Source organism: Streptomyces sp. NPDC001922, from assembly GCF_042891165.1.
Taxonomy (GTDB): Bacteria; Actinomycetota; Actinomycetes; order Streptomycetales; family Streptomycetaceae; genus Streptomyces.
On the sequence record NZ_JBIASV010000017.1, the window covers coordinates 1 to 20,524 of the forward strand.

The following is a 20,524-nucleotide window of genomic DNA, read 5'->3' on the forward strand; positions in this document are numbered from 1 at the left end:
CGGACGCTTCCTTTGTTCCCTTTCGGGCCCTCCGGGCGCTTCCCTTCGTTGTTTCCAACCTTACCAGACTCTTTTTCGTTCCGTTTCCGGTCCGAGTTTCGAATCCAGTGGCCGTTGGGGGCCTTTTGCCTTTCGGCTGCTCCGACTTTATCAGACTCGTTTCGGCCGACCTAATCGGCTTGACGTTCCCGATGAATTTCGGACGCACTCCTTCGAGGATCAATTCCCCGAGTCGGAGTGCAGTGGATTCTAAAGGTTGGCGTCCGAACCTGTCCAGTTCGGGCAACCGTTAGACTCTACCTCCCCGCCCATGCCGTGTCAACGGGTCCGGTGGGGAGAACTGGACACTAGCACTTCGTGGTCGTCCTCCGCACATCACGCCGCTGCCGGGAGTTCAGCGCTGCGGTCGCTCGCGGCGACGTCGCCGGTCTCACCGGCGCGTGCCGCCCGCCGGCCCACCACGAACACGTACGCCAGAAAGGCCGCCTCGGCCACGACGCCGATGCCGATGCGGGCCCACGGAGGCAAGCCGGAGGGCGTCACGAACCCCTCGATCGCGCCGGACACGAAGAGGACCACGGCGAGGCCGATGGCCATGCCGATCGCCGCCCGCCCCTCCTGGGCGAGCGCGGACCGTCGGGAGCGGGGGCTCGGGTCGATGACGGTCCAGCCGAGCCGCAGCCCCGTACCGGCCGCCACGAATACGGCGGTGAGCTCCAGCAGACCGTGCGGCAGGATCAGGCCCAGGAAGGTGTCGAGCCGTCCCACGGAGGACATCAGTCCGATGCCGACCCCGAGGTTCAGCATGTTCTGCAGGATCACCCAGAGCACCGGGATGCCGAGGAACGCGCCGAGGACCAGGCAGACGGCCGCGACCTGGGCGTTGTTCGTCCAGACCTGGGCGGCGAAGGATGCCGCGGCGTGGCTGGAGTAGTACGTCTCGTACTGGCCGCCCGGGCGGGTGAGCTCGCGCAGCTCGTCGGGGGCGGCGATCGACGACTGGACCTCCGGGTGCGTACCGATCCACCAGCCGACCACGGCCGCCAGGACCAGGGAGAGCACCGCGGTGGTGGTCCACCACCGGCGCGTCCGGTAGAGCGCCGCGGGGAAGCCGGCCGCCAGGAAGCGGGTGGCGTCCCGCCAGCTCGCCTTGCGGGCACCGGTGACGGCGCTGCGGGCACCGGCGACGAGCTGGGTGAGCCGGCCGATCAGCTGCGGGTCGGGGGCACTCGACTGGATGAGGGAGAGGTGGGTGGCGGTCCGCTGGTAGAGGGCGACGAGTTCATCCGCTTCCGCGCCGGTCAGCCGGCGCCGTCGGCGCAGCAGCTCGTCCAGCCGCGTCCACTCGGCCCGGTGGGCGGCGACGAACACATCGAGGTCCATGAAGCGCTGCTCCTCCGGCGGCGTCGGTCCCCTCCCCCGCCCGGTGCGGGTCGGCAGGGACGGTCAGGGGTGGCGATCAGCTTGGCAGACGGAGGCCGTCGGCGGCAGAGCGGGCAGACTGTTCGTACGGGCGTCCGGGGGCAGGGCGACAGCGGGGCCCGTGGAGAGGGAGGACACCGCGGATGAGTGAGCTCGTGACCGGCGAGGCCGTCGTACTGGGGCTGCGGCCCGCGAAGCTGCCGAGCCGCACACTGGCAGTCGTGCTCGACCTGGTGGTGGTCTTCACCGTCTACATCGCGGTGGCGCTGGGCCTGGCCGCCGCTACGGCGTCGCTGGACGCTGCGGCGCGAGCGGCCGTTTCGGTGGCGACGTTCCTTCTCGTCCTGGTCGGAGTGCCGATCGCGGTCGAGACGCTGAGCCACGGGCGCTCGCTGGGAAAGATGGCGTGCGGGCTGCGGGTGGTGCGGGACGACGGGGGGCCGATCCGGTTCCGGCACGCCCTGGTCCGTGGCGCGATGGGCGTGGTCGAGATCCTGCTGACCTTCGGGGTGATCGCGGTGGTCGCCTCCCTGGTGTCCGCGCGGGGGCGGAGGCTGGGCGATGTCTTCGCGGGGACGCTGGTGGTACGGGAGCGCGTACCGGCACCGCATTCGGTGCGGATACCGCCGCCTCCGCCCTGGCTGGCGGGACAGTTCGGGGCGCTCGATCTGTCGCGGGTTCCGGAGGGCCTGTGGCTGGCGGTGCGGCAGTACCTGTCACGGACGGAACAGCTGGATCCGCAGGTCGGCTGGGCCCTGGCGCAACAGCTGGCGGGTGATGTGGCCGCCTGCACGGGGGCTCCGGTACCGGACGGGGTGCCACCCCATGCCTATCTGGCAGGCGTCGTGGGCGAGCGGCAGGCGCGGGACGCCCAGCGGGTCTTCGGAGGGGTGCCGGGGAGTACCGGGCGGGCCGGGGAGCCCGTCGCACCTGGTCACGGGGGGCTTGGTTCCGAGGGGCAGGGTTCTGAGGGGCAGGGCGGGCGGGGTTCCGATGAGCACGGTGGTGACGGTTCCGATGGTCACGGCCGGCACGGTTCCGACGGCTACGGAGCCGGGCCGGACAGTGGCGTAACCGCTCCGATCGTGGGGGCTCCGGGAGATTTCGCCGGGGAGCGTGCGGTGGGGGACGCTCCGGCAGGTTCGCCGTCCGTGGCGCCGGGGCGTCCGGACGCGGGCGGGGCCGCTCCGGTGACCGGACCAGGGGCGGTCTCCGCGGAGCCGGAAGGTGCTGCCGCAGCTCGGACGGGGTTCGTGCCGCCTGCCTGACGTCCGGGCCGAGGTTCGTCGAGGCCCGGTTGTCGGTGCCGCGTTGTCGAAGCCACGTTGTCGAAGCCACGTTGTCGATGCCGTGGTCGCGTCGTGCGCGGCTGTGCCCGCGCGTCGCGGCCCGTGAGCCGGGTCAGCTGAAGGACGACGGCGGGCTTTCGAGGTCCTCGAGCTCGATGCCGGGGGCCGCCAGGACGACGTCGCCGGCGATGTGCACCGCTTGCTGCTCCCCCGTGTCCAGGTCGGTGACCTGGTAGGCGTCCACGGTCAGAGGGCCGCTGTCAGTGGCGTGTGCTTCGCTCTGCAGCAAGGCCCAGGACTGGTCGAGCGTGCGGGGAGCCAGGACGGGGTCGGTCAGGGCGACGAGACGGACGCGGGTGGCGGGGGCGCCGGGTTCCAGGCGCAGCAGCCGGGCCGTGGCCACGAGAAAGGCGGGGGAGGCACCGGTGAAGGCATGGGCGCGGACATTGCCCTCGGTGGCGTGCTCTCCGGTGGGATCGGTACGGACCCAGGTGACGCCTTCGAGGGCGGCACCCCGGACCTGCCAGCCGCCGGCGTGCAGTTGGAGACGGATGGGGCGGCCGAGTTCGTCGGTGGTCAGGTCGACCGAGCCGGAGTGATCGCCGGAAGGGGCGGTGATCTGCGAGACGTAGCGCCAGCCGGAGGGGCCGGTGGCGCAGTGGAAGTGTTCCTCGCCGAGGGGGGTGCGGTCGTGGGGGTCGTGGAGGGAGTAGCGGCCGCGGGGCATGGTGAGGTCCTTGACGGGCCGGGCCCCCGCGGATGGCGGGGGCCCGGGCTCATCGGCTGGGTGCTGTCAGTAGCGGTAGTGGTCGGGCTTGTACGGGCCCTCCACCGGGACGCCGATGTAGGAGGCCTGCTCCGGGCGCAGCGTCGTGAGCTTCACGCCGAGCGCGTCGAGGTGGAGGCGGGCGACCTTCTCGTCCAGGTGCTTGGGGAGCACGTAGACGTCGGTCGGGTACGACTCGGGCTTGGTGAACAGCTCGATCTGGGCGATGGTCTGGTTCGCGAAGGAGTTGGACATCACGAACGACGGGTGACCGGTGGCGTTGCCCAGGTTGAGCAGACGGCCCTCCGAGAGCACGATGATCTTCTTGCCCTCGGCGAAGGTCCAGGTGTGGACCTGCGGCTTGACCTCGTCCTTGACGATGCCGGGGATCGCCGCGAGACCGGCCATGTCGATCTCGTTGTCGAAGTGGCCGATGTTCCCGACGATGGCCTGGTGCTTCATCTTGGCCATGTCGCCGGCCATGATGATGTCCTTGTTGCCGGTCGTGGTGATGAAGATGTCGGCCGTCTCGACGACGTCGTCGAGGGTCGCGACCTGGTAGCCGTCCATGGCGGCCTGCAGGGCGCAGATCGGGTCGATCTCGGTGACGATGACGCGGGCGCCCTGGCCGCGCAGCGACTCGGCGCAGCCCTTGCCGACGTCGCCGTAGCCGCAGACGACCGCGACCTTGCCGCCGATGAGGACATCGGTGGCGCGGTTGATGCCGTCGACGAGCGAGTGGCGGCAGCCGTACTTGTTGTCGAACTTCGACTTGGTGACGGCGTCGTTGACGTTGATGGCCGGGAAGAGGAGCGAGCCGGCCTGGTGCATCTCGTAGAGACGGTGGACGCCGGTCGTGGTCTCCTCGGTGACACCGCGGATCTCGGACGCCAGCTGGGTCCACTTCTGCGGGCTCTCACCCAGGGTGCGGTTCAGCAGCTGCAGGATGATGCGGAACTCGTCGCTGTCGGCGGTGGACGGGTCCGGTGCCGCACCGGCCTTCTCGTACTCGACGCCCTTGTGGACCAGGAGCGTCGCGTCGCCGCCGTCGTCGAGGATCATGTTCGGCCCGCCGGTGGGGGTGTTCGGCCAGGTCAGCGCCTGCTCCGTGCACCACCAGTACTCTTCGAGGGTTTCGCCCTTCCAGGCGAAGACCGGGACACCCTGCGGGTTCTCGGGGGTTCCGTCGGGGCCGACCGCGATGGCGGCGGCGGCGTGGTCCTGGGTCGAGAAGATGTTGCAGGAGGCCCAGCGGACCTCGGCGCCGAGGGCGACCAGGGTCTCGATCAGCACGGCGGTCTGCACGGTCATGTGCAGCGAACCGGTGATGCGGGCGCCCGCGAGGGGCCGGGAGGCGGCGTACTCGTCGCGGATCGCCATCAGACCGGGCATCTCGTGCTCGGCGAGGGTGATCTCCTTGCGGCCGAAGGCGGCCAGGGACAGGTCGGCGACCTTGAAGTCCTGGCCGGTGGCTGCAGTGGTCATGCGGCTGCTCCTCGTGAAATCGAGTGCGAGTGGACACGGCTGTTCTGCGGCAGTGGACACACTGGTCCCCCGGGCCGCAGCGCAGTCCGTCGGAGGCCCTCTCTCCCTCGGCCGGCCCATGACACGGACCGCCCGACCGCCATCAGCAGCGACGTCTGTCTGGTCACGAATCTACACCGATCAGCGCAGCGGACCCCAGCCCGCCTCCGGTCCGGGGGTGACGATCTGCGCCCGCTTTGCGCCGATTGGCCCTGGAGGCTGCCGACTTCTGATCCGGCCGGTACGGGATGTGGTTCCGGTCCCAGGGTGTTGCGGGATGCGGCCCGCCCGAGAACACTTGCACGACTCGCGCGCAAGACCGGTAAGGAGAACCACGTGACCAGTTCAGCCGACCCGCTGGAGGCCACCGGAGGGAGCGGGCAGGGCCTCAGACTGCTCGCGGTGACGGCCTGTCCGACCGGCATAGCCCATACCTATATGGCGGCCGAGAAGCTGGCCCGGGCCGCGGAGAGTCTCGGTCACCGGATGAAGGTGGAGACCCAGGGCTCGATCGGGGTCGAGAACGCCTTCTCCGACAACGATGTCAACGAAGCGGACGGCATCATCATCGCGGCGGACAAGGACGTCGACCGCAGCCGGTTCGTCGGCAAGAGGGTCCTGGTCGTCGGGGTGGCGGAGGGGATCCACCACCCCGAGCGGCTCATCGAACGGGTACTGGACGCGCCGCTCCAGCAGGGGGACGGCGGGGGCGCCGCGGGCAGCGGCCCGGCGGGGGCGGCGAACGGCGGCAGCAGCGGCGGCAAGGAGCGGAGCGTCGCGTACAAGGCCCTGATGAACGGGGTCAGTTACATGATTCCGTTCGTCGTCGTGGGCGGTCTGCTGATCGCGGTCTCACTCGCCCTCGGCGGCACTCCGCAGGCGGACGGCGGTCTGGTCATCCCGGACGGGACGTTCTGGAAGCACGTGAACGACATCGGCGTGATCGGCTTCACACTGATGATCCCGATCCTCTCCGGCTATGTCGCCTACGCCATCGGCGACCGTCCGGCCCTGGTGCCCGGCATGATCGGCGGCTGGATCGCCAACACCGGTGAGCTGTACGACTCCAAGTCGGGCGCGGGCTTCATCGGCGCGATCGTCACCGGCTTCCTCGCCGGGTACCTGGTGGCGTGGATCAAGAAGGTCCGCGTGCCGAAGTTCGTCCAGCCGATCATGCCGATCATCGTGATCCCGATCGTCGCGACCACGGCGCTCGGACTCTTCTTCATCTATGTGATCGGGCGGCCCATCTCCTGGGTCTTCGAGAACCTCACCGGTCTGCTGGGCAGCCTCACCGGTACCAGCGCGGCGCTGCTGGGCGTCCTCCTCGGCCTCATGATCGCGTTCGACATGGGCGGCCCGGTCAACAAGACCGCCTTCCTGTTCGGCGCCGGGCTGGTGTCGAAGAACCCCGAGATCATGGGCATCTGTGCCGCGGCCATCCCGGTGCCTCCGCTGGGGCAGGGGCTGGCCACACTGCTGCGCCGGAAGCTCTTCAGCGAGCAGGAGCGCGAGACCGGGCTGGCGGCACTGTTCATGGGCTTCTTCGGGATCACCGAGGGGGCGATCCCGTTCGCGGCGGCACGGCCCGCCCGGGTCATTCCGGCGAACATGCTCGGCGGCGCACTGGCCGGGGCTCTGGCGGGTCTCGCGGCGGTCACCGACAGCGTGCCGCACGGGGGACCGATCGTTGCAGTGCTGGGTGCGGTCGGCGGTGTCCCGATGTTCTTCCTGGCCGTGGTGGTCGGCACGGTGGCGACGGCGATCACGACCGTCGCCCTGATGGCCCTCGGCAGCCGGGGCCCGGCCGTGAGCGAGGCGGCCCCGGCGCCGTCCGCGGTGCGCACCGCCGAACCCGCCCTGGCCGAGCCCGCCCTGGCCGAGCCCGTCCTGGCCGAGCCCGCCCTGGCCGAGCCCGTCCTGGCCGGGGTCGGCGCAGGAGCGGGTACGGGGCTGGGAGCGAGCTCCGGAACGGGAGACGCCGGAGCGAGGGAGACCGGCGTGAAGGACACCGGAGCGAGGGACGCCGGTGTTAAGGGCGCCGGTGTGAAGGACGCCGGTGTGAAGGACGCCGGAACGGGAGACGCCGGTGTGAAGGACTCGGCGGTGCTGTCCGGCTATCTGAGCGAGCAGACCGTGCGGCAGGAGCTCGCTGCCGGCAGCAAGGCGGAGGCGATCCGCGAACTGGCGCGGATGCTCGCCGCAACCGGCAAGGTCGCCGACGAGGAGGGCCTGATTCGGGCCGCGCTCGCCCGTGAGGACCAGGGAACGACGGGTCTCGGCGAGGAGATCGCCATCCCGCACGCCAAGACGGACGCGGTGACGGCCCCGGTCGTTGGCTTCGCCCGCTCGGCCGAGGGCATCGAGTGGGGTTCTCTCGACGGCACCAAGGCCCGGCTCCTCTTCATGATCTCCGTGCCCGAGGCCGCGGCGGGCGACGAGCATCTGCGCATTCTGGCGCTGCTCTCCCGCAAGCTGATGGACACCACGTTCCGGGAGCGGCTGACGGCGGCACCGGACACGGCCGCGATCATGCGGGTCCTGGGCGAGATCCGGTGAACGGGGTCCCGTAGTCCGTGCAGAGCGAAGGCCTCCACCGGTGGGTGGAGGCCTTCGTTTGCTCTTCAGGTGTTTCGTGCGACGTCCCCGGCACATCGGAGCCGGGGACGTCGGAGCCGGCACAGTCGTCCCCCGCGCAGCCGGGGACGATCCGAGGACCGGTCCGGCTCAGGGCCGCAGCCGAAGCCCGGGCCTGCACGAAACCGGAGCCTGCCCGGACATCAGCGGTCCCCGGCTGTCAGTGCGCCCCCGCGCCGCCCGGCGTCTTGGTCGGGTCGGCGCCCGCTGCCGCCGCGGCCTCGCTGTAGATGTCCGGCTCCAGGTAGATCACGCGGGCGATCGGCACGGCCTCCCGGATCCGGGCCTCGGCCGCGTTGATCGCCTCCGCGACCTGGGCGCCGCTGCTGTCCTGCGGAACCCCGACCTTGGCGGCGACGAGCAGTTCCTCCGGGCCCAGGTGCAGGGTGCGCATGTGGATGAGGCGGGTGACACCCGTACCGTCGACGACCGCCTCGCGGATCTTCGCCACGTCGTCCGCACCGGCCGACTCGCCGAGCAGCAGCGACTTGGTCTCCGCCGCCAGAACCAGGGCGATCAGGATCAGCAGTGCGCCGATGCAGAGGGTGCCGATGCCGTCCCAGATGCCGTTGCCGGTGGCGATGGCCAGGGCGACACCGCCGAGCGCGAGGACCAGACCCACGAGCGCGCCGAGGTCCTCCAGCAGGACGACCGGCAGCTCCGGAGCCTTGGCGCGGCGCACGAAGTCGGTCCACGACTGCTTGCCGCGCAGCTCGTTGGACTCCTTGATGGCGGTGCGGAACGAGAAGCCCTCCGCGATGATCGCGAAGACCAGGACGCCGATGGGCCAGTACCAGTCCTCGATCTCGTGCGGGTGCTTGATCTTCTCGTAGCCCTCGTAGAGGGCGAACATGCCACCGACCGAGAAGAGCACGATCGACACGAGGAAGCTGTAGATGTACCGCTCGCGGCCGTAGCCGAAGGGGTGCTCGGCCGTGGCTTCGCGCTTGGCCTTCTTGCCGCCGACCAGCAACAGCCCCTGGTTGCCGGAGTCGGCGAGCGAGTGCACGCCTTCGGCCAGCATCGACGACGAGCCACTGAAGGCGAACGCCACGAACTTGGCTGCGGCGATGGCCAGGTTGGCCCCGAGGGCGGCGACGATCGCCTTGGTTCCGCCTGATGCACTCATGAGTGCCGAGTGTCCCTTCCGTCGACCGGGAGCTTTGCTCCCCCTTTACCGGCGGACATTGTTGCAGCCCGGCCGACAGCCGTCTCCTCAGACCGCCACGGTGGCCCGGAAGACCGTTCCGTCCCCGGAGACCGTGACCTCCTCGGCGGCCGGGACGAACGCCGAATCGCCCGGTGTGAGCAGCAGTTCCTCCGCTCCGGACCGCAGCCGGACGGTGCCGTGGGTGCAGAGCAGGATGTCCGGGGTGCCGGTGCCGAGACGCAGCGGCCCGTCGCCCTCGGCCGGTTCGATGCGGGAGAGCCGGAACTCGTCGATCGGCGTGCGGTACGCCCCCTCCGCGCCGTCGCCGCCGACGGGCTCGGGCCGGAGCACGTCCGGCGCGGTCGGCTCGAAGCGGACGACGCGCAGGAGTTCGGGGACGTCCACGTGCTTCGGGGTGAGGCCGCAGCGCAGGACGTTGTCGGAGTTGGCCATGATCTCGACGCCGAGGCCGTCGAGGTAGGCGTGCGGGACACCGGCCCCGAGGAAGAGCGCCTCCCCCGGCTGCAGCCGTACGTGGTTGAGCAGCATGGCGGCGATCACGCCCGGATCCCCGGGGTAGTGCCGTGCGAGGAAGGTGTAGGCGGCGTAGGCGTCCTGCCACGGCCCGTCGTGTCCGGCGAGCCGTTCGGCGGCCTTCGCGGCGCGCGCCACGGTCTCGGCCATGGCGTCCGGCTCCGCGGTGAGCACGGCGGTGAGCACCTCGCGCAGGGCGTCGCCTTCCGGTTCCGCCCGCAGGATGTCGACGTACGGCTCGAGGGAGTCGACCTCCAGGCTCGCGAGCAGCTCGGCGGCCTCGGCCGGGGGACGGAAGCCGCACACCCCCTCGAACGGCGTGAGCGCGCAGATCAGTTCGGGCTTGTGGTTGGCATCCTTGTAGTTGCGGTGCGGTGCCTCGATCGGGACCCCGCGGTCCTCCTCGTCGGCGAACCCCGCCTTCGCCTGCGGCAGATCGGGGTGGACCTGGAGGGACAGCGGTGACCCCGCGGCGAGGATCTTCAGCAGGAACGGCAGCCGCGGTCCGAAGCGGTCGGCCGCGACCTTGCCCAGCTCGCCCTCGGGGTCGGCGTCGATCAGCTCGGAGAGCGCGACCGGGCCGGAGCCGCGGTCGACCCGGGAGGAGTCGCCGGGGTGTGCGCCCATCCACAGCTCGGCCTGCGGCTCACCGGTCGGCTCGGCGCCCAGGAGCTGCGGGATGGCGGTGGTGGAGCCCCAGGCATAGGGGCGCACGGTATTGGTGAGGCGGTCCATGCGGCTGATCCTGACTGTGCGGACGAGGTGTGAACCGGTGCTCGCGGCGGCTGCGACCCCGCTACGAGCGCTGACCGCTCATGTTCTCTCTCCGGAAGCGAGCGCCAGGTAAACAGCGGCGAAATCCGAGACGGCGAGCAGTTCCGCCAGTACCTCCACGGAGTGACCGCCGAGGGACGGTTCGAGCTCGCTGACGGGGGTGTCGTGGCTCAGGGCCAGTTCGCGGGCGGCGGGGACCGGCGAGTGGGTGGGGGGTGTGCTCTGTTCGCGGAGCAGCACCACGCGCGCGTGCAGTGCCTGCGGGTCCTCCACACGGTCGCGGAAGAAGTCGTCCGGATCGGCGCCGGCGGCGAAGGCGCCGGAGAGGAGGGTGCCGTGCGCGGTCAGCGCCTCGGGCAGCGCCTCCGCGAGCGCGGGGCGGCCGGCGACGGAGGTCAGCACCCGGGCGAAGTGCCGCCCGGCGGCCCCGGCGACGAGGCCGTCGCTCCACAGCAGGGGAAGGGCGTCCGCGAGCTCGGCGGCCAGCGTCTTGGCCGGGTTGCCGTAGGTGGCGATGGCGGGGCCGCACCGTTCGGCGACCCGGTCGAGCCGGTCGGCGACCGCCTGGACGACGGGCGGCGGGACGGAGAAGAGGCCGATCCGGTCGGCCAGCACCAGCAGCGGGGTGAGCAGCGCCCAGAGGGTGCCGGGGAGCTCGGCGGTGGGGGCGGGCCGCAGCCGGGTCGTCGGCAGCGGCTGGTCCTCGGGGACCTCCTCGTACGGCGACGTGGGCGCGAGGGGCACCACCAGCCCGTGCCGGCCGCCCGCCTCCTCGGTGAGCGGCGAGTTCGGCGGGGCGAGCGTCACGATGGAGCAGCCCCGCCGGTAGGCCTGCTCGATGAGTGCGGAGAGGCCGGGTTCGGCGCCGTCGGTGGTGACGACGAGCAGGAGGTCCATCGGACCGACCCAGCCGGGCAGGGTCCACAGCAGGGCCCCGGGGTCGGCGAGGGCGCCGTACGGCCGGATGTGGCTGACCGGCACGTTGCCGCCGTCGAGCGCGGAGAGCAGTTCGGCGATGCAGCCGACGGTGGGACCGGGGCCGGCCACGAGCAGCGCCCGCGGCCGGCCGTCGGGTTTGAGGTCCGCGAGGCCGGCCTCGACGGCGGCGCGGACGGCGGTGCGGACCCGGGCGCCCGACTCGGCCGCGCCGCGCAGCAGACCGAGGGTGTCGGCCCGGGCCAGGGCTTCGGCCGTGTCGAGCAGTGACTCGTCGAGCATCGTGTACGGAGCCTCCGATCACCGGTGGGCTGTCATGGCCGGGCCCGGTCCCGCGCTCAGGCCGGGCGGCGGGCCTCGTCGACCAGCAGGACGGGGATGCCGTCGCGCACCGGGTAGGCCAGGCCGCAGTCGGCTCCGGTGCACACCAGCTCGCCGGCGTCGGCCCCGGTGTCCGCGGAGGTGTCGTCGCGGAGCGGAGCGTGGCACGCCGGGCAGGCGAGGATCTCCAGGAGACCGGCTTCGAGCGGCATGGGCTGTCCCTTCGGATGGGCCTTCCTCCCCCGGGAAGGAAGGTGGTTCGGCCCGGCCAGGGTACCGCCGGGCCGCCCCGGAGCGCGGCCCCGGCGGCCGGTCGGGCCGGTCGGACCGCGCGGTCCGGCCGGGCGGTACCGGACGTCCCGGGCCTCGCGGACGGGCCGGACCCGTCGTGGTCGCGTGTGCCACTCCCCTGGACGCAACGGGCGCCGGGCCGCTGCCGGACGGGAGCACGGGCCCGGACCGGAGCACCGGCCCGGACGGGAGGCATCGGCCCCACGGCCGGGCCGGGATGCAGCGGCCGGTCAGGCGCGGACGATGGCGAGGACCTCGTCGCGGATCCGGTCGGCGGTCTCGGTGTCGCGGGCCTCGACATTGAGCCGGAGCAGCGGCTCGGTGTTGGAGGCGCGGAGGTTGAACCACCAGTCCGGCGTGGTGACCGTCAGCCCGTCGAGCTCGTCGAGCGCGGCCCCCTCCCGGCCCTCGAACGCCGCCTTGACGGCCGCCGCGCGCCCCGCCTGGTCGGCGACGGTGCTGTTGATCTCTCCGGAGGCGGCGTACCGGTCGTACTGCGCCACCAGCGCGGACAGCGGGCCGGACTGGCCGCCGAGCGCGGCGAGGACGTGCAGGGCGGCCAGCATGCCGGTGTCGGCGTTCCAGAAGTCCCGGAAGTAGTAGTGCGCGGAGTGCTCGCCGCCGAAGATCGCGCCGGTGCGGGCCATCTCCTCCTTGATGAAGGAGTGCCCCACCCGGGTCCGGACGGGCGTGCCGCCCTGCTCCTTGACGACCTCGGGGACGGACCAGGAGGTGATCAGGTTGTGGATCACCGTGCCGCCGCCGTGCTTGGCCAGCTCCCGGGCGGCGACCAGGGCGGTGATCGCGGAGGGGCTGACCGGGTCGCCGTTCTCGTCGACGACGAAGCAGCGGTCGGCGTCGCCGTCGAAGGCGAGGCCGATGTCCGCGCCGGTCTCCCGGACCTTGGCCTGGAGGTCGACGATGTTCTTCGGGTCGAGCGGGTTGGCCTCGTGGTTGGGGAAGGTCCCGTCCAGCTCGAAGTACATCGGGACGACCTCGATGGGCAGGCCGGCGAGGACGGTGGGCACCGTGTGGCCGCCCATGCCGTTGCCCGCGTCGACGACGGCCTTGAGCGGGCGGATCGCGGTGAGGTCGACGAGTGAGCGCAGGTGGGCGGCGTAGTCCTCGAGGACGTCCCGCCGGCTGATCGCGCCGGGGGTCGGGGCGGCGGCCGGGGGCGCGGACTCCGCCCACTCCTCGACGAGGGCGCGGATCTCGGAGAGCCCGGTGTCCTGGCCGACCGGCGCGGCGCCGGCCCGGCACATCTTGATCCCGTTGTACTGGGCCGGGTTGTGGCTGGCGGTGAACATCGCGCCGGGCCTGCCGAGTTGGCCGCTGGCGAAGTACAACTGGTCGGTGGAGCAGAGGCCGATCTCGGTCACGTCCACGCCGCGGGCCGCGGCGCCGCGCGCGAACGCCCGCGACAGGCCGGGCGAGGAGGGCCGCATGTCATGGCCGACGACGATCGCGTCCGCGCCGGTCACCTGGGCGAAGGCGGCGCCGAAGAGTTCGGCGAGCGGCTCGTCCCACTGGTCGGGGACCACACCGCGCACGTCGTAGGCCTTCACGATCTGCGACAAGTCGGGCACCTTGCACGCCTCCTGGAGTCGGTCCTGCCCCTGCTGGCGACCTCGTGACAGCACAGTACCCGGACGAGGTGACAAGTCGGGCAGGACGGAACCACCGACTCGACGAGGAGCACCGCGGGGGCGCGGGCCGGAGCGGGGGCGCAGACCTCGGCGGGCTCCGGGACCGCCACGCCGCGGGCTCCGGGACCGCTGCACCGCGGCCGGGGCACCCGGCCGGGCGGGCACGGCTTCAGGAGAGGACGCGGACCCCCGGGCGGAGATCCGCCGGGGCGCTCGCGGGCGTCAGGAGTCCGGCGACCGCAGGACGCGGAGGTGGCCGCGCCGGGCGACCTCCATGGGCTCCGTCCCCCTGCCGCCACCGCCCCCTGCCGCGCGCTCCTGCGGGCGGGCGGCCTCGCGCACGGCATTGGCCAGCGCCTCGAGGTCGTCACTGCTGGGGCGGGCGGGACCGGTGTCGACGGCGAGCCGGACGACTTCCCAGCCACGGGGGGCGGTCAGCCGCTCGGAGTGCTCGGCGCAGAGGTCGTAGCAGTGCGGTTCGGCGTAGGTGGCGAGCGGCCCGAGAACCGCGGTCGAGTCCGCGTAGACGTACGTCAGCGTCGCGACGGCGGGGCGGCCGCACGCGGTGCGCGAACAGCGACGTACAGGGCTCACGACGTTGGACGGTACCGCACTCTTGAGCGGGCCGCGACGACTCTCCCCGAGCTCACCCCGCCGTGTCGTTCCCGCCGACACGCGGGGCCTGACCTGCGGACACCCATTCTGACCTGCGTGGAGGGCCGGGGCGCGGCAGACCGGCGACGACGATCGCCGTCACCACTGGGTCCAAATAGTGTCATTCATCTCGTGATCACCGGCCGCCGAAGTGTGCTGAAACGGGCGCAACCGTGGCTGGAACGCTCATGTACCGACATGCCGCGCGGCGGATCCGTCAGCGCGTGCCGGGTGCGACGGGACGGCTACCCTCGGATGTGATGGACAACCCCGTACCTCCCCGCCCGTCCGAGCCGCGACCACGACGCCGTGACCGCCACGGCCGCGGCATGCGCGGGCCGATCGCACCCCCTCAGGTGCCGCTGTCGGTCAGCCGGGCCGACACGTTCGTCGACCTGGTGCACGACTCCGTGGACCGGCTGGAGCGGCGGTGGCCCCAGCTGTCCGACGTCGAGTTCCTCGTCCGCGAGGTGCCCCCGCCGGGCGGTGCCGAGCCCCCGGGGACGGGCACCTGGGACGACGGGACGGTGCCGCTGGGCCGGATGGTCGCCGCGCAGGGGGACCGCCCCGCGCGGATCGTGATCTACCGCCGTCCGGTGGAGATCCGCACCAAGGGGCGGGACGACCGCGCCCTCCTGGTCCACGAGGTCGTGGTCGAACAGGTCGCCGAACTGCTGGGGCTGGCACCGGAGTCCGTGGATCCGCGCTACGGGCAGGACTGAGCCGGGACCGGCCGGCCGGTCAGGCCGGCCAGTCGGTCACTCAGCCACTCAGTGGCTCAGTCGGTCAGTCGGTTGGTCGGTCAGTCGGTCAGTCGGTCAGCAGCGACAGGTCCTGCTCCGCCTCCGGGACGACGACCGTGCCCCGGTCGTCCGGCAGGGTCTGCACGGTGAACATCGGGACACCGGCCTCCCGGAGTTCGAGCGAACGCGAGGCGTGCACGGGCCCGCCGGACTCACGGACCACGGTGACCGCGTAGCCGCCCTTGGCCCCGGACGGCACCGGCGGCCGCACCGCGAGCGTCGTACCGCCCTTGACCGTGTAGGACTTGGCCGTGGCGCTGCCGCCGCCGCTCCCGGCCGAGGCGATCACCTTCACCCTCCCGGTGGCGCCCGGCGCCACGAGTGACAGGGAGGTGCCCTTGGCCCGGTTGTCGGCGGCGGTGGCCCGCTCCTCGACCGGTCCGGTCGCCGGGATGAACGCCGTCTCCTGCTTGCCGCCCTTGCCGCGGGTGACCCGGAGGGCGGCGACGAACGGGGCCGCGTCGTCCTTCTCGGCCGGGGTGAGGACCAGGGAGCCCGGCTCGCCCTTGGTGACGTCGGCGAGGTCCACCGCCGCGGTCATGCCGCTCTTCACGTGCAGCGTTTCGTGGCCGGCCGGGGTGATCGGGCCGGACGGGCCGGCGAGCCGCACCTTGACGTCGGCGTCGTCCTCGCTGGTGGCCATCGCGACCAGCTGCACGGAGGTGGCGTCCGCGGGGATGCCCGGGAGCACGGCGCTGCCGGACGGGTCGGCCGCGGCCTGCAGCCAGTCGCCGCCGCGCTTGTCGTCCTCGGCCTGCACGGCGGCGCCGGCCCGCCCCGCGCGGGCCACGACGTGCAGGGTGGCGTCGGCCGTCGGCTCCTCGGTGAGGGTCGAGAGCAGGACGGGGACGCTGGACCGGGCCGGGATCGTGATCCCCTCTCCGGCGGTGGACTTCAGCTTCCCGTTCCGTCCGTACATCTCCAGGTCCACGACGGCCGCGGAGCTGTCCGGATTGGTGAGGTGGACGTAGTCCTGCCGGTCCTTGGCGGTGCTGACCCCGGGGAACCAGAACGCGGTGTCCGGTGCCGTGCACCTCGCGCCGAGCACGGCGCGGGCCTCGCCCGCGGTGATCACCGTGGTCTGCTGGGTGCTCCAGCCGGGCGCGAGGGTGCCGTCCGCGGTGCCGATCAGGGCCGGGGCCTCGGCGTCCGAGGTCTCCGCGGTGACGGGGGTGCCCGGCTCCTTCAGCGCCACCACCGGCTCGTCCGGGCGCCGGTCCTTGCCGCGGCCCTCCGGCTTCTTCTCGGCGCCCTCCACGGCCCGTTCCGCGGGGAGGAGTTCGGCACGGTTCCGCTGTCCGTCCGTGCGGGCGTCCTTCCCCTTCGGCGTGAACGAGGTGTACGTGGTCTCGGCGAGTTCCGAGGAGGTGGGCGCCGGGCAGAGCAGCGTGGAGCGTTCGACGGGCAGCCGGGCGGCGGTCGCCGCGGTGCCGCCCGACGACGCGTCCGGGACGGTGAGCGCGGCGAACCCGGTCACGGCGGCGAGCGCGGTCGCGGTGCCGATCAGGGACAGGGTGGTGCGGTTCACTGGTGCTCGCTCCCGTCGCGGCGGGGACCGGGCTCGGTGCCGTCCCCGTGGATCGTCTCGCCCTCCGGAGGGTAGGTGCCGTCGGCGTAGGGCTGCTGGGCGCCGTAGCCGTACGGGTCGGCATACTGGCCGCCGCCGTACTGCCCTTGGTCGTACGGTCCGGCCGCGTACTGCCCCTCGGCGTACCGGGGGTCGTACATGCCGCCGGGGTACGCCCCGTCCCCGTAGCCGGCCGCCGGATAGGCGCCGGCCGGGTACTGCTCACCGGGGTGCACGGCCTGGTACGGGTCGGCGCCCTGGCCCGCGGCGGGCTGCTGCCCGTCCCACTCGCCGTACAGCGGCTGGTGCGGCACGGTGCCATAGGGCTGTGCGGGGTCGGCTCCGGGGTCGTGCGGGCCGGGCGGCATGGCCTCGGCGGGCACCGGACCCATCGGGTCGGCGTCCGTGAACTCCGCCCCGGGGCCCGCGTTTCCGGCACCGGCGTACGGCGCCTGCCCCGGCTCGGCGGGCGGCGGCCCGGCAGGGGCGCCGGGTCCCTGCTCGCCGCCCCGCGCGGCCTGTTCCGCCTCCGCGGCGGCCCGCAGCCGACGGGCCCGGCGGCCCTCCCCGGCGACGGCCTCGGCGGGCACGGCCTCGGCCACCTGGTCCGGAAGGTCGTCGTCGACGTCCCGGCGGCGCCCCGGCAGGGCCAGCACCAGCAGCACCACGGCCAGCAGCCCCTGGGCCCAGACCCAGGCGGTGCGGGTCAGCGGCGTCTCGTAGGTGAGGTCCAGCCGGCCGCCGTTCGCGGGCAGTTCGAAGCCCTGGGCCCAGCCGTCGACGGTCTTCCGCGTCAGCGGCTTGCCGTCGAGCGTGGCCTGCCAGCCGGCGTCGGCCTTGTCGGCGATCCGCAGCACCCGGCCGTTCCCGCCCGCGGGAACGGTGGTGTGCGCCTCGACCGGCCCGGCGGCCACCGGGACCGCGGCGGCGGCGCCCTGCCCGCCGGAGCCTCCGGCGGGCACGATGGCGGCCCGCGCGACCCGCTGGTCCACACGCCACAGCGCGCTGCCGTCCTCCTGGCTGAGCCGGGTCAGGCCGGGCGTCGCGTCCAGCACCCGGCGCATCTCCCGCGGGGCGCCGTCCCGGACGAGCACGTAGCGCACGGCGTACCCGCCGAGCTGGCTCGTCTGGTCGGCGCCGGACCCCGCCACGAGGTTGGCGACGATCCGGTCCAGCCGGGCGTCGCCGCCGCTCGTGGCGGCGAGGTCGGCGTCCCCGAGCCGGGCACCGGAGCCGCGCACCAGGGTGTAGCCGACCCGGGCCTCCTGGTCCCCGCCGATGACGAGGGTGCGCGCCTGGTCCCGGGTGCCGCTCTCCTCGGCGACGAACGCCGGCACCTGGACCGGCTGCCGCCGGTCGACCGGGCCGTCCGCGCCGCTGACCATCCAGCCGACGGCGGCCACCAGGGGGGCCACCGCGGCAGCCGCGGCGATCAGACCCGCGACCGGCTGCCGCCAGCCGAAGTTCCGGGCCGCGACCCGCTCGCGCGCGCCCTCCGCGCCGACCGCGGCGGCCGCGAGCAGGGCGAGACCGTAGACGAGGGTGGCCGGACCGGCCCAGGCGGAGCCGTTGGACAGCGCCGCGAACAGCAGACCGGTCAGCGCGGCGGCCCAGGCCGCCCGGACCGTCAGCTGCCGGTCGTCCCGCAGCAGGGCGCCGAGAGCGGCCAGCACCACACCGATGAGCAGCACGCCGCCCGCCGCCTTGGGGCCGCCCGGGCTGAGCGTCAGCAGGTCGAGGGCGGAGGCGGAGCCGGTGCCGTAGTCCAGCCCCACCTCGTGGAGGAAGGCCGACGGACGGGTCAGCAGCGACAGCGACCAGGGGGCGAGGACCACCAGCGGGGTCACCAGCGCGGCGGCGAACCGCAGTCCGTACGCGGGCAGCTGGTCCCGGTGGCCGTCGAGCGCCCGCAGCACGAGGACGCCGACGCCCAGGACGAGGGCGACCGGCCAGACCACGGGAGTGAACGCGGTGGCGATGGTCAGCAGCAGCGCGTACGCCCACACGGCCCGCCAGCCGGGGCGCGCGCCGCCCTGCGCGGACAGCCGCAGCCCGGCCGCGGCCACCCCGGCCCGTGCCAGCAGCGGCAGCAGCACGGCGAGGACCGCGGTGCCCAGACGCCCGGTGGCGAGCGCGCCGGTCGCGGCCGGCAGGAAGGCGTAGGCGACGCTGCCCCAGGCCCGCAGCAGCCGGGACTCGGTCAGCGGCCGGGAGACGAAGTAGGCGGTGAGCCCGGCGAGCGGCACCGAGCAGACGAGCAGCAGGGTGAGGGCGAGTCCGGTGCTGCCGAACAGCAGGGACGCGAACGAGGCGACGACCGCCAGATACGGCGGCGCCGACCCGGTGCCGCCGACCCCCACCGGGTGCCAGCCGGCGGCGTACCGCTCCCACAGCTCGGAGGCGCCGTCGGGGGCGGGCAGCAGCGCGCCGCCGAACAGCGCCCCGGTGCCCAGCAGTCCGCGGCAGGCGATCAGCGAGACCAGCAGCAGCACGAGGAAGAGGACGGGACCCGGCTTGCGGCCGATCCGCTTCAGCCGGGCGAACTGCTCGACCTCCAGGAAGTCCGCGTCGTCCCCGCCGGGCCCGGACTCGACGGCCCCGTGCCGCCCGCCGGACGCCAGCTCGGGTTCCGAGCGTCCGCTGAAGTTGCCGGCCACCTGCTCCACGGTGGCCCGCAGGGTCGCGCCGGGCGGCGGGAACAGCGGCCGGAGCTCGTTCGCCTCCACCGCCTGCTTGCCGCGCCGTTTGCGCGCGTCGAGGACCCTGCCGGGGCGCAGCAGCACCCCGAGGAGTCCGGTGACCTCGTCCAGCGCCTGGCCGGGCACCTTGCCCACCAGATAGGCGAGGGTGCGCACCAGGGTGCCGAACACCAGCCGGAGCAGCACATACGGCAGGACCGCGCCGCGGCTGTTGACGAGCATCGCGTAGACGGCGCCCGCCTTGTCGACCCGGTGCGGGTTGGCGACGGACCGGCCGACGCAGTCGATGGGGCGCCGCTCGCGGGCGGACGCCTCGGCGTGCCGCATGACGGCGTCCGGGGCGATGAGCACTCCGTGCCCGGCGGCCTGCGCGCGCCAGCAGAGGTCGACGTCGTCGCGCATCAGCGGCAACCGCCGGTCGAAGCCGCCGAGCTCCTCCCACACGTCCCGGCGGATCAGCATGCCCGCGCTGGAGACGGAGAGGACGGGCTTCACCTGGTCGTGCTGCCCCTGGTCCTGCTCCCGCCGCTCCAGACCGGTCCAGCGGCGCCCGCTGTTGGCGATGCTGACGCCGACCTCGAGCAGCTGCCGCCGGTCGTACCAGCTGCGCAGCTTGGGTCCGATGACGGCCGTGGACGGGCTGGCGTCGGCGACGCGCAGCAGCTCCGCCAGGGCGCCCGGCTCGGGGGCGCAGTCGTCGTGCAGCAGCCACAGCCACTGGACGGGCTCGCCGTGCGGCAGCTCCGGCAGGTCGTACGCGTCGTCGCGCCAGGTGCGGTTGACGGGGTCCCAGCCGCTCGGCCGCTTCAGATAGGGCAGGTCGTCCGGGGTGAGGACGGCCGCGGTCCGGACCGCTTCGTCGACGGCGGTGCCGAAGCCGCTGCGGCGGGCGAGGTGCAGCACCCGCTCGTCGCCGAGGGCGTCGGCGAGCAGGGCGGCGGAGTTGTCGGCGCTGCCGGTGTCGGCGGCGATCACGTTCTGGACCGGGCGCTCCTGGCCCGCCAGGCCCGAGAGCACCTGCGGCAGCCAGCGGGCGCCGTCGTGGGCGACGAGCACGGCGGTGACGACATGCCGCGGGAACTCAGGAGTGGCGGCCTCGTGGTGGGCCGCCGAGTGACTGTGCACGGACATCGAGGTACGGGCCCCGGTTCGCTGGACTGCGGTGGACGCACGCCCGCGGGGGCGTTGGTGCGTCTCGGACGGCCCCCAACACTAACGGCTCGCGGCCACCCCGGAACCGGCCGTGTGCACCGGGGCGGACGGGGACGGCTGCCCCGGCCCGCGCGCGGGCGCGCGGCAGGTCGGGGGTCCGGTGTACGGGTCCGGTTCTGCGGGGCCGGTGTACGGGTCCGGTGTGCGGGTGCACGCCGACGGGCGCGGCGAACGCGCCGGCTCCGTCGAACAGCGGGCCGCCGGGGGACGCGTGCGCCGGTGGGGGGACGGGTGGACCGGCGGGAGGCAGGTGGACCGGCGGGAGGCTGGGAGGGGCGTGGGCCGACGGGACGCGT

General features: G+C 73.3%; 14 protein-coding genes. 3 read left to right on the plus strand and 11 right to left on the minus strand.

From position 1 onward, the window contains the following. Positions 1 to 375 precede the first annotated feature (375 nt). Positions 376 to 1,383, minus strand: a complete 1,008-nt coding sequence (locus ACFYYR_RS28020; protein WP_388859369.1) for a stage II sporulation protein M — start codon at positions 1,381 to 1,383, stop codon at positions 376 to 378. A 182-nt stretch (positions 1,384 to 1,565) separates the two neighbouring features. Here ACFYYR_RS28020 and ACFYYR_RS28025 point away from each other — a divergent pair, with 182 nt between their 5' ends. Further along, complete coding sequence (locus ACFYYR_RS28025; RefSeq protein ID WP_388859372.1) at positions 1,566 to 2,690, plus strand: RDD family protein; 1,125 nt, start codon at positions 1,566 to 1,568, stop codon at positions 2,688 to 2,690. A gap of 133 nt (positions 2,691 to 2,823) precedes the next feature. On the opposite strand, the gene ACFYYR_RS28030 is transcribed toward ACFYYR_RS28025, so the two are convergent. Then, on the minus strand, positions 2,824 to 3,438 hold the full coding sequence (locus ACFYYR_RS28030) for a hypothetical protein (RefSeq protein ID WP_388859375.1): 615 nt from the start codon (positions 3,436 to 3,438) through the stop codon (positions 2,824 to 2,826). 66 nt (positions 3,439 to 3,504) lie between these two features. Continuing rightward, positions 3,505 to 4,962, minus strand: coding sequence for an adenosylhomocysteinase (ahcY, locus tag ACFYYR_RS28035; RefSeq protein ID WP_388859378.1), 1,458 nt, complete (start codon positions 4,960 to 4,962; stop codon positions 3,505 to 3,507). Positions 4,963 to 5,337: 375 nt separating this feature from the next. Here ahcY and ACFYYR_RS28040 point away from each other — a divergent pair, with 375 nt between their 5' ends. Continuing rightward, positions 5,338 to 7,560: a fructose-specific PTS transporter subunit EIIC gene (locus ACFYYR_RS28040; RefSeq protein WP_388859381.1), complete on the plus strand. Its 2,223-nt coding sequence runs from the start codon at positions 5,338 to 5,340 to the stop codon at positions 7,558 to 7,560. A gap of 238 nt (positions 7,561 to 7,798) precedes the next feature. On the opposite strand, the gene ACFYYR_RS28045 is transcribed toward ACFYYR_RS28040, so the two are convergent. The 6 genes from ACFYYR_RS28045 to ACFYYR_RS28070 form a co-directional block, all read right to left on the minus strand. Continuing rightward, positions 7,799 to 8,767: a cation diffusion facilitator family transporter gene (locus ACFYYR_RS28045; protein WP_388859384.1), complete on the minus strand. Its 969-nt coding sequence runs from the start codon at positions 8,765 to 8,767 to the stop codon at positions 7,799 to 7,801. An 87-nt stretch (positions 8,768 to 8,854) separates the two neighbouring features. After that, on the minus strand, positions 8,855 to 10,057 hold the full coding sequence (manA, locus tag ACFYYR_RS28050; RefSeq protein WP_388859387.1) for a mannose-6-phosphate isomerase, class I: 1,203 nt from the start codon (positions 10,055 to 10,057) through the stop codon (positions 8,855 to 8,857). A gap of 78 nt (positions 10,058 to 10,135) precedes the next feature. Continuing rightward, complete coding sequence (locus ACFYYR_RS28055; protein ID WP_388859390.1) at positions 10,136 to 11,314, minus strand: SIS domain-containing protein; 1,179 nt, start codon at positions 11,312 to 11,314, stop codon at positions 10,136 to 10,138. A 56-nt stretch (positions 11,315 to 11,370) separates the two neighbouring features. Then, positions 11,371 to 11,565: a Trm112 family protein gene (locus tag ACFYYR_RS28060; RefSeq protein WP_388859393.1), complete on the minus strand. Its 195-nt coding sequence runs from the start codon at positions 11,563 to 11,565 to the stop codon at positions 11,371 to 11,373. Between the two features lie 309 nt (positions 11,566 to 11,874). Continuing rightward, positions 11,875 to 13,233 carry a phosphomannomutase/phosphoglucomutase gene (locus ACFYYR_RS28065; protein ID WP_388859396.1) on the minus strand — a complete coding sequence of 453 codons (1,359 nt, stop codon included), beginning with the start codon at positions 13,231 to 13,233 and terminating at the stop codon, positions 11,875 to 11,877. Between the two features lie 282 nt (positions 13,234 to 13,515). After that, positions 13,516 to 13,968, minus strand: coding sequence for a DUF3499 domain-containing protein (locus ACFYYR_RS28070; protein ID WP_388859399.1), 453 nt, complete (start codon positions 13,966 to 13,968; stop codon positions 13,516 to 13,518). A 239-nt stretch (positions 13,969 to 14,207) separates the two neighbouring features. On the opposite strand from ACFYYR_RS28070, the gene ACFYYR_RS28075 reads away from it, so the two are divergent. Further along, positions 14,208 to 14,669, plus strand: coding sequence for a metallopeptidase family protein (locus ACFYYR_RS28075; protein WP_388859402.1), 462 nt, complete (start codon positions 14,208 to 14,210; stop codon positions 14,667 to 14,669). Positions 14,670 to 14,757: 88 nt separating this feature from the next. Here ACFYYR_RS28075 and ACFYYR_RS28080 read toward each other — a convergent pair whose 3' ends face one another. Then, on the minus strand, positions 14,758 to 16,278 hold the full coding sequence (locus ACFYYR_RS28080; protein ID WP_388859405.1) for a DUF5719 family protein: 1,521 nt from the start codon (positions 16,276 to 16,278) through the stop codon (positions 14,758 to 14,760). Further along, on the minus strand, positions 16,275 to 20,147 hold the full coding sequence (locus ACFYYR_RS28085; protein WP_388859408.1) for a glycosyltransferase: 3,873 nt from the start codon (positions 20,145 to 20,147) through the stop codon (positions 16,275 to 16,277). Before ACFYYR_RS28085 ends, ACFYYR_RS28080 begins: the two co-directional genes overlap by 4 nt. Between the last annotated feature and the right edge of the window lie 377 nt (positions 20,148 to 20,524).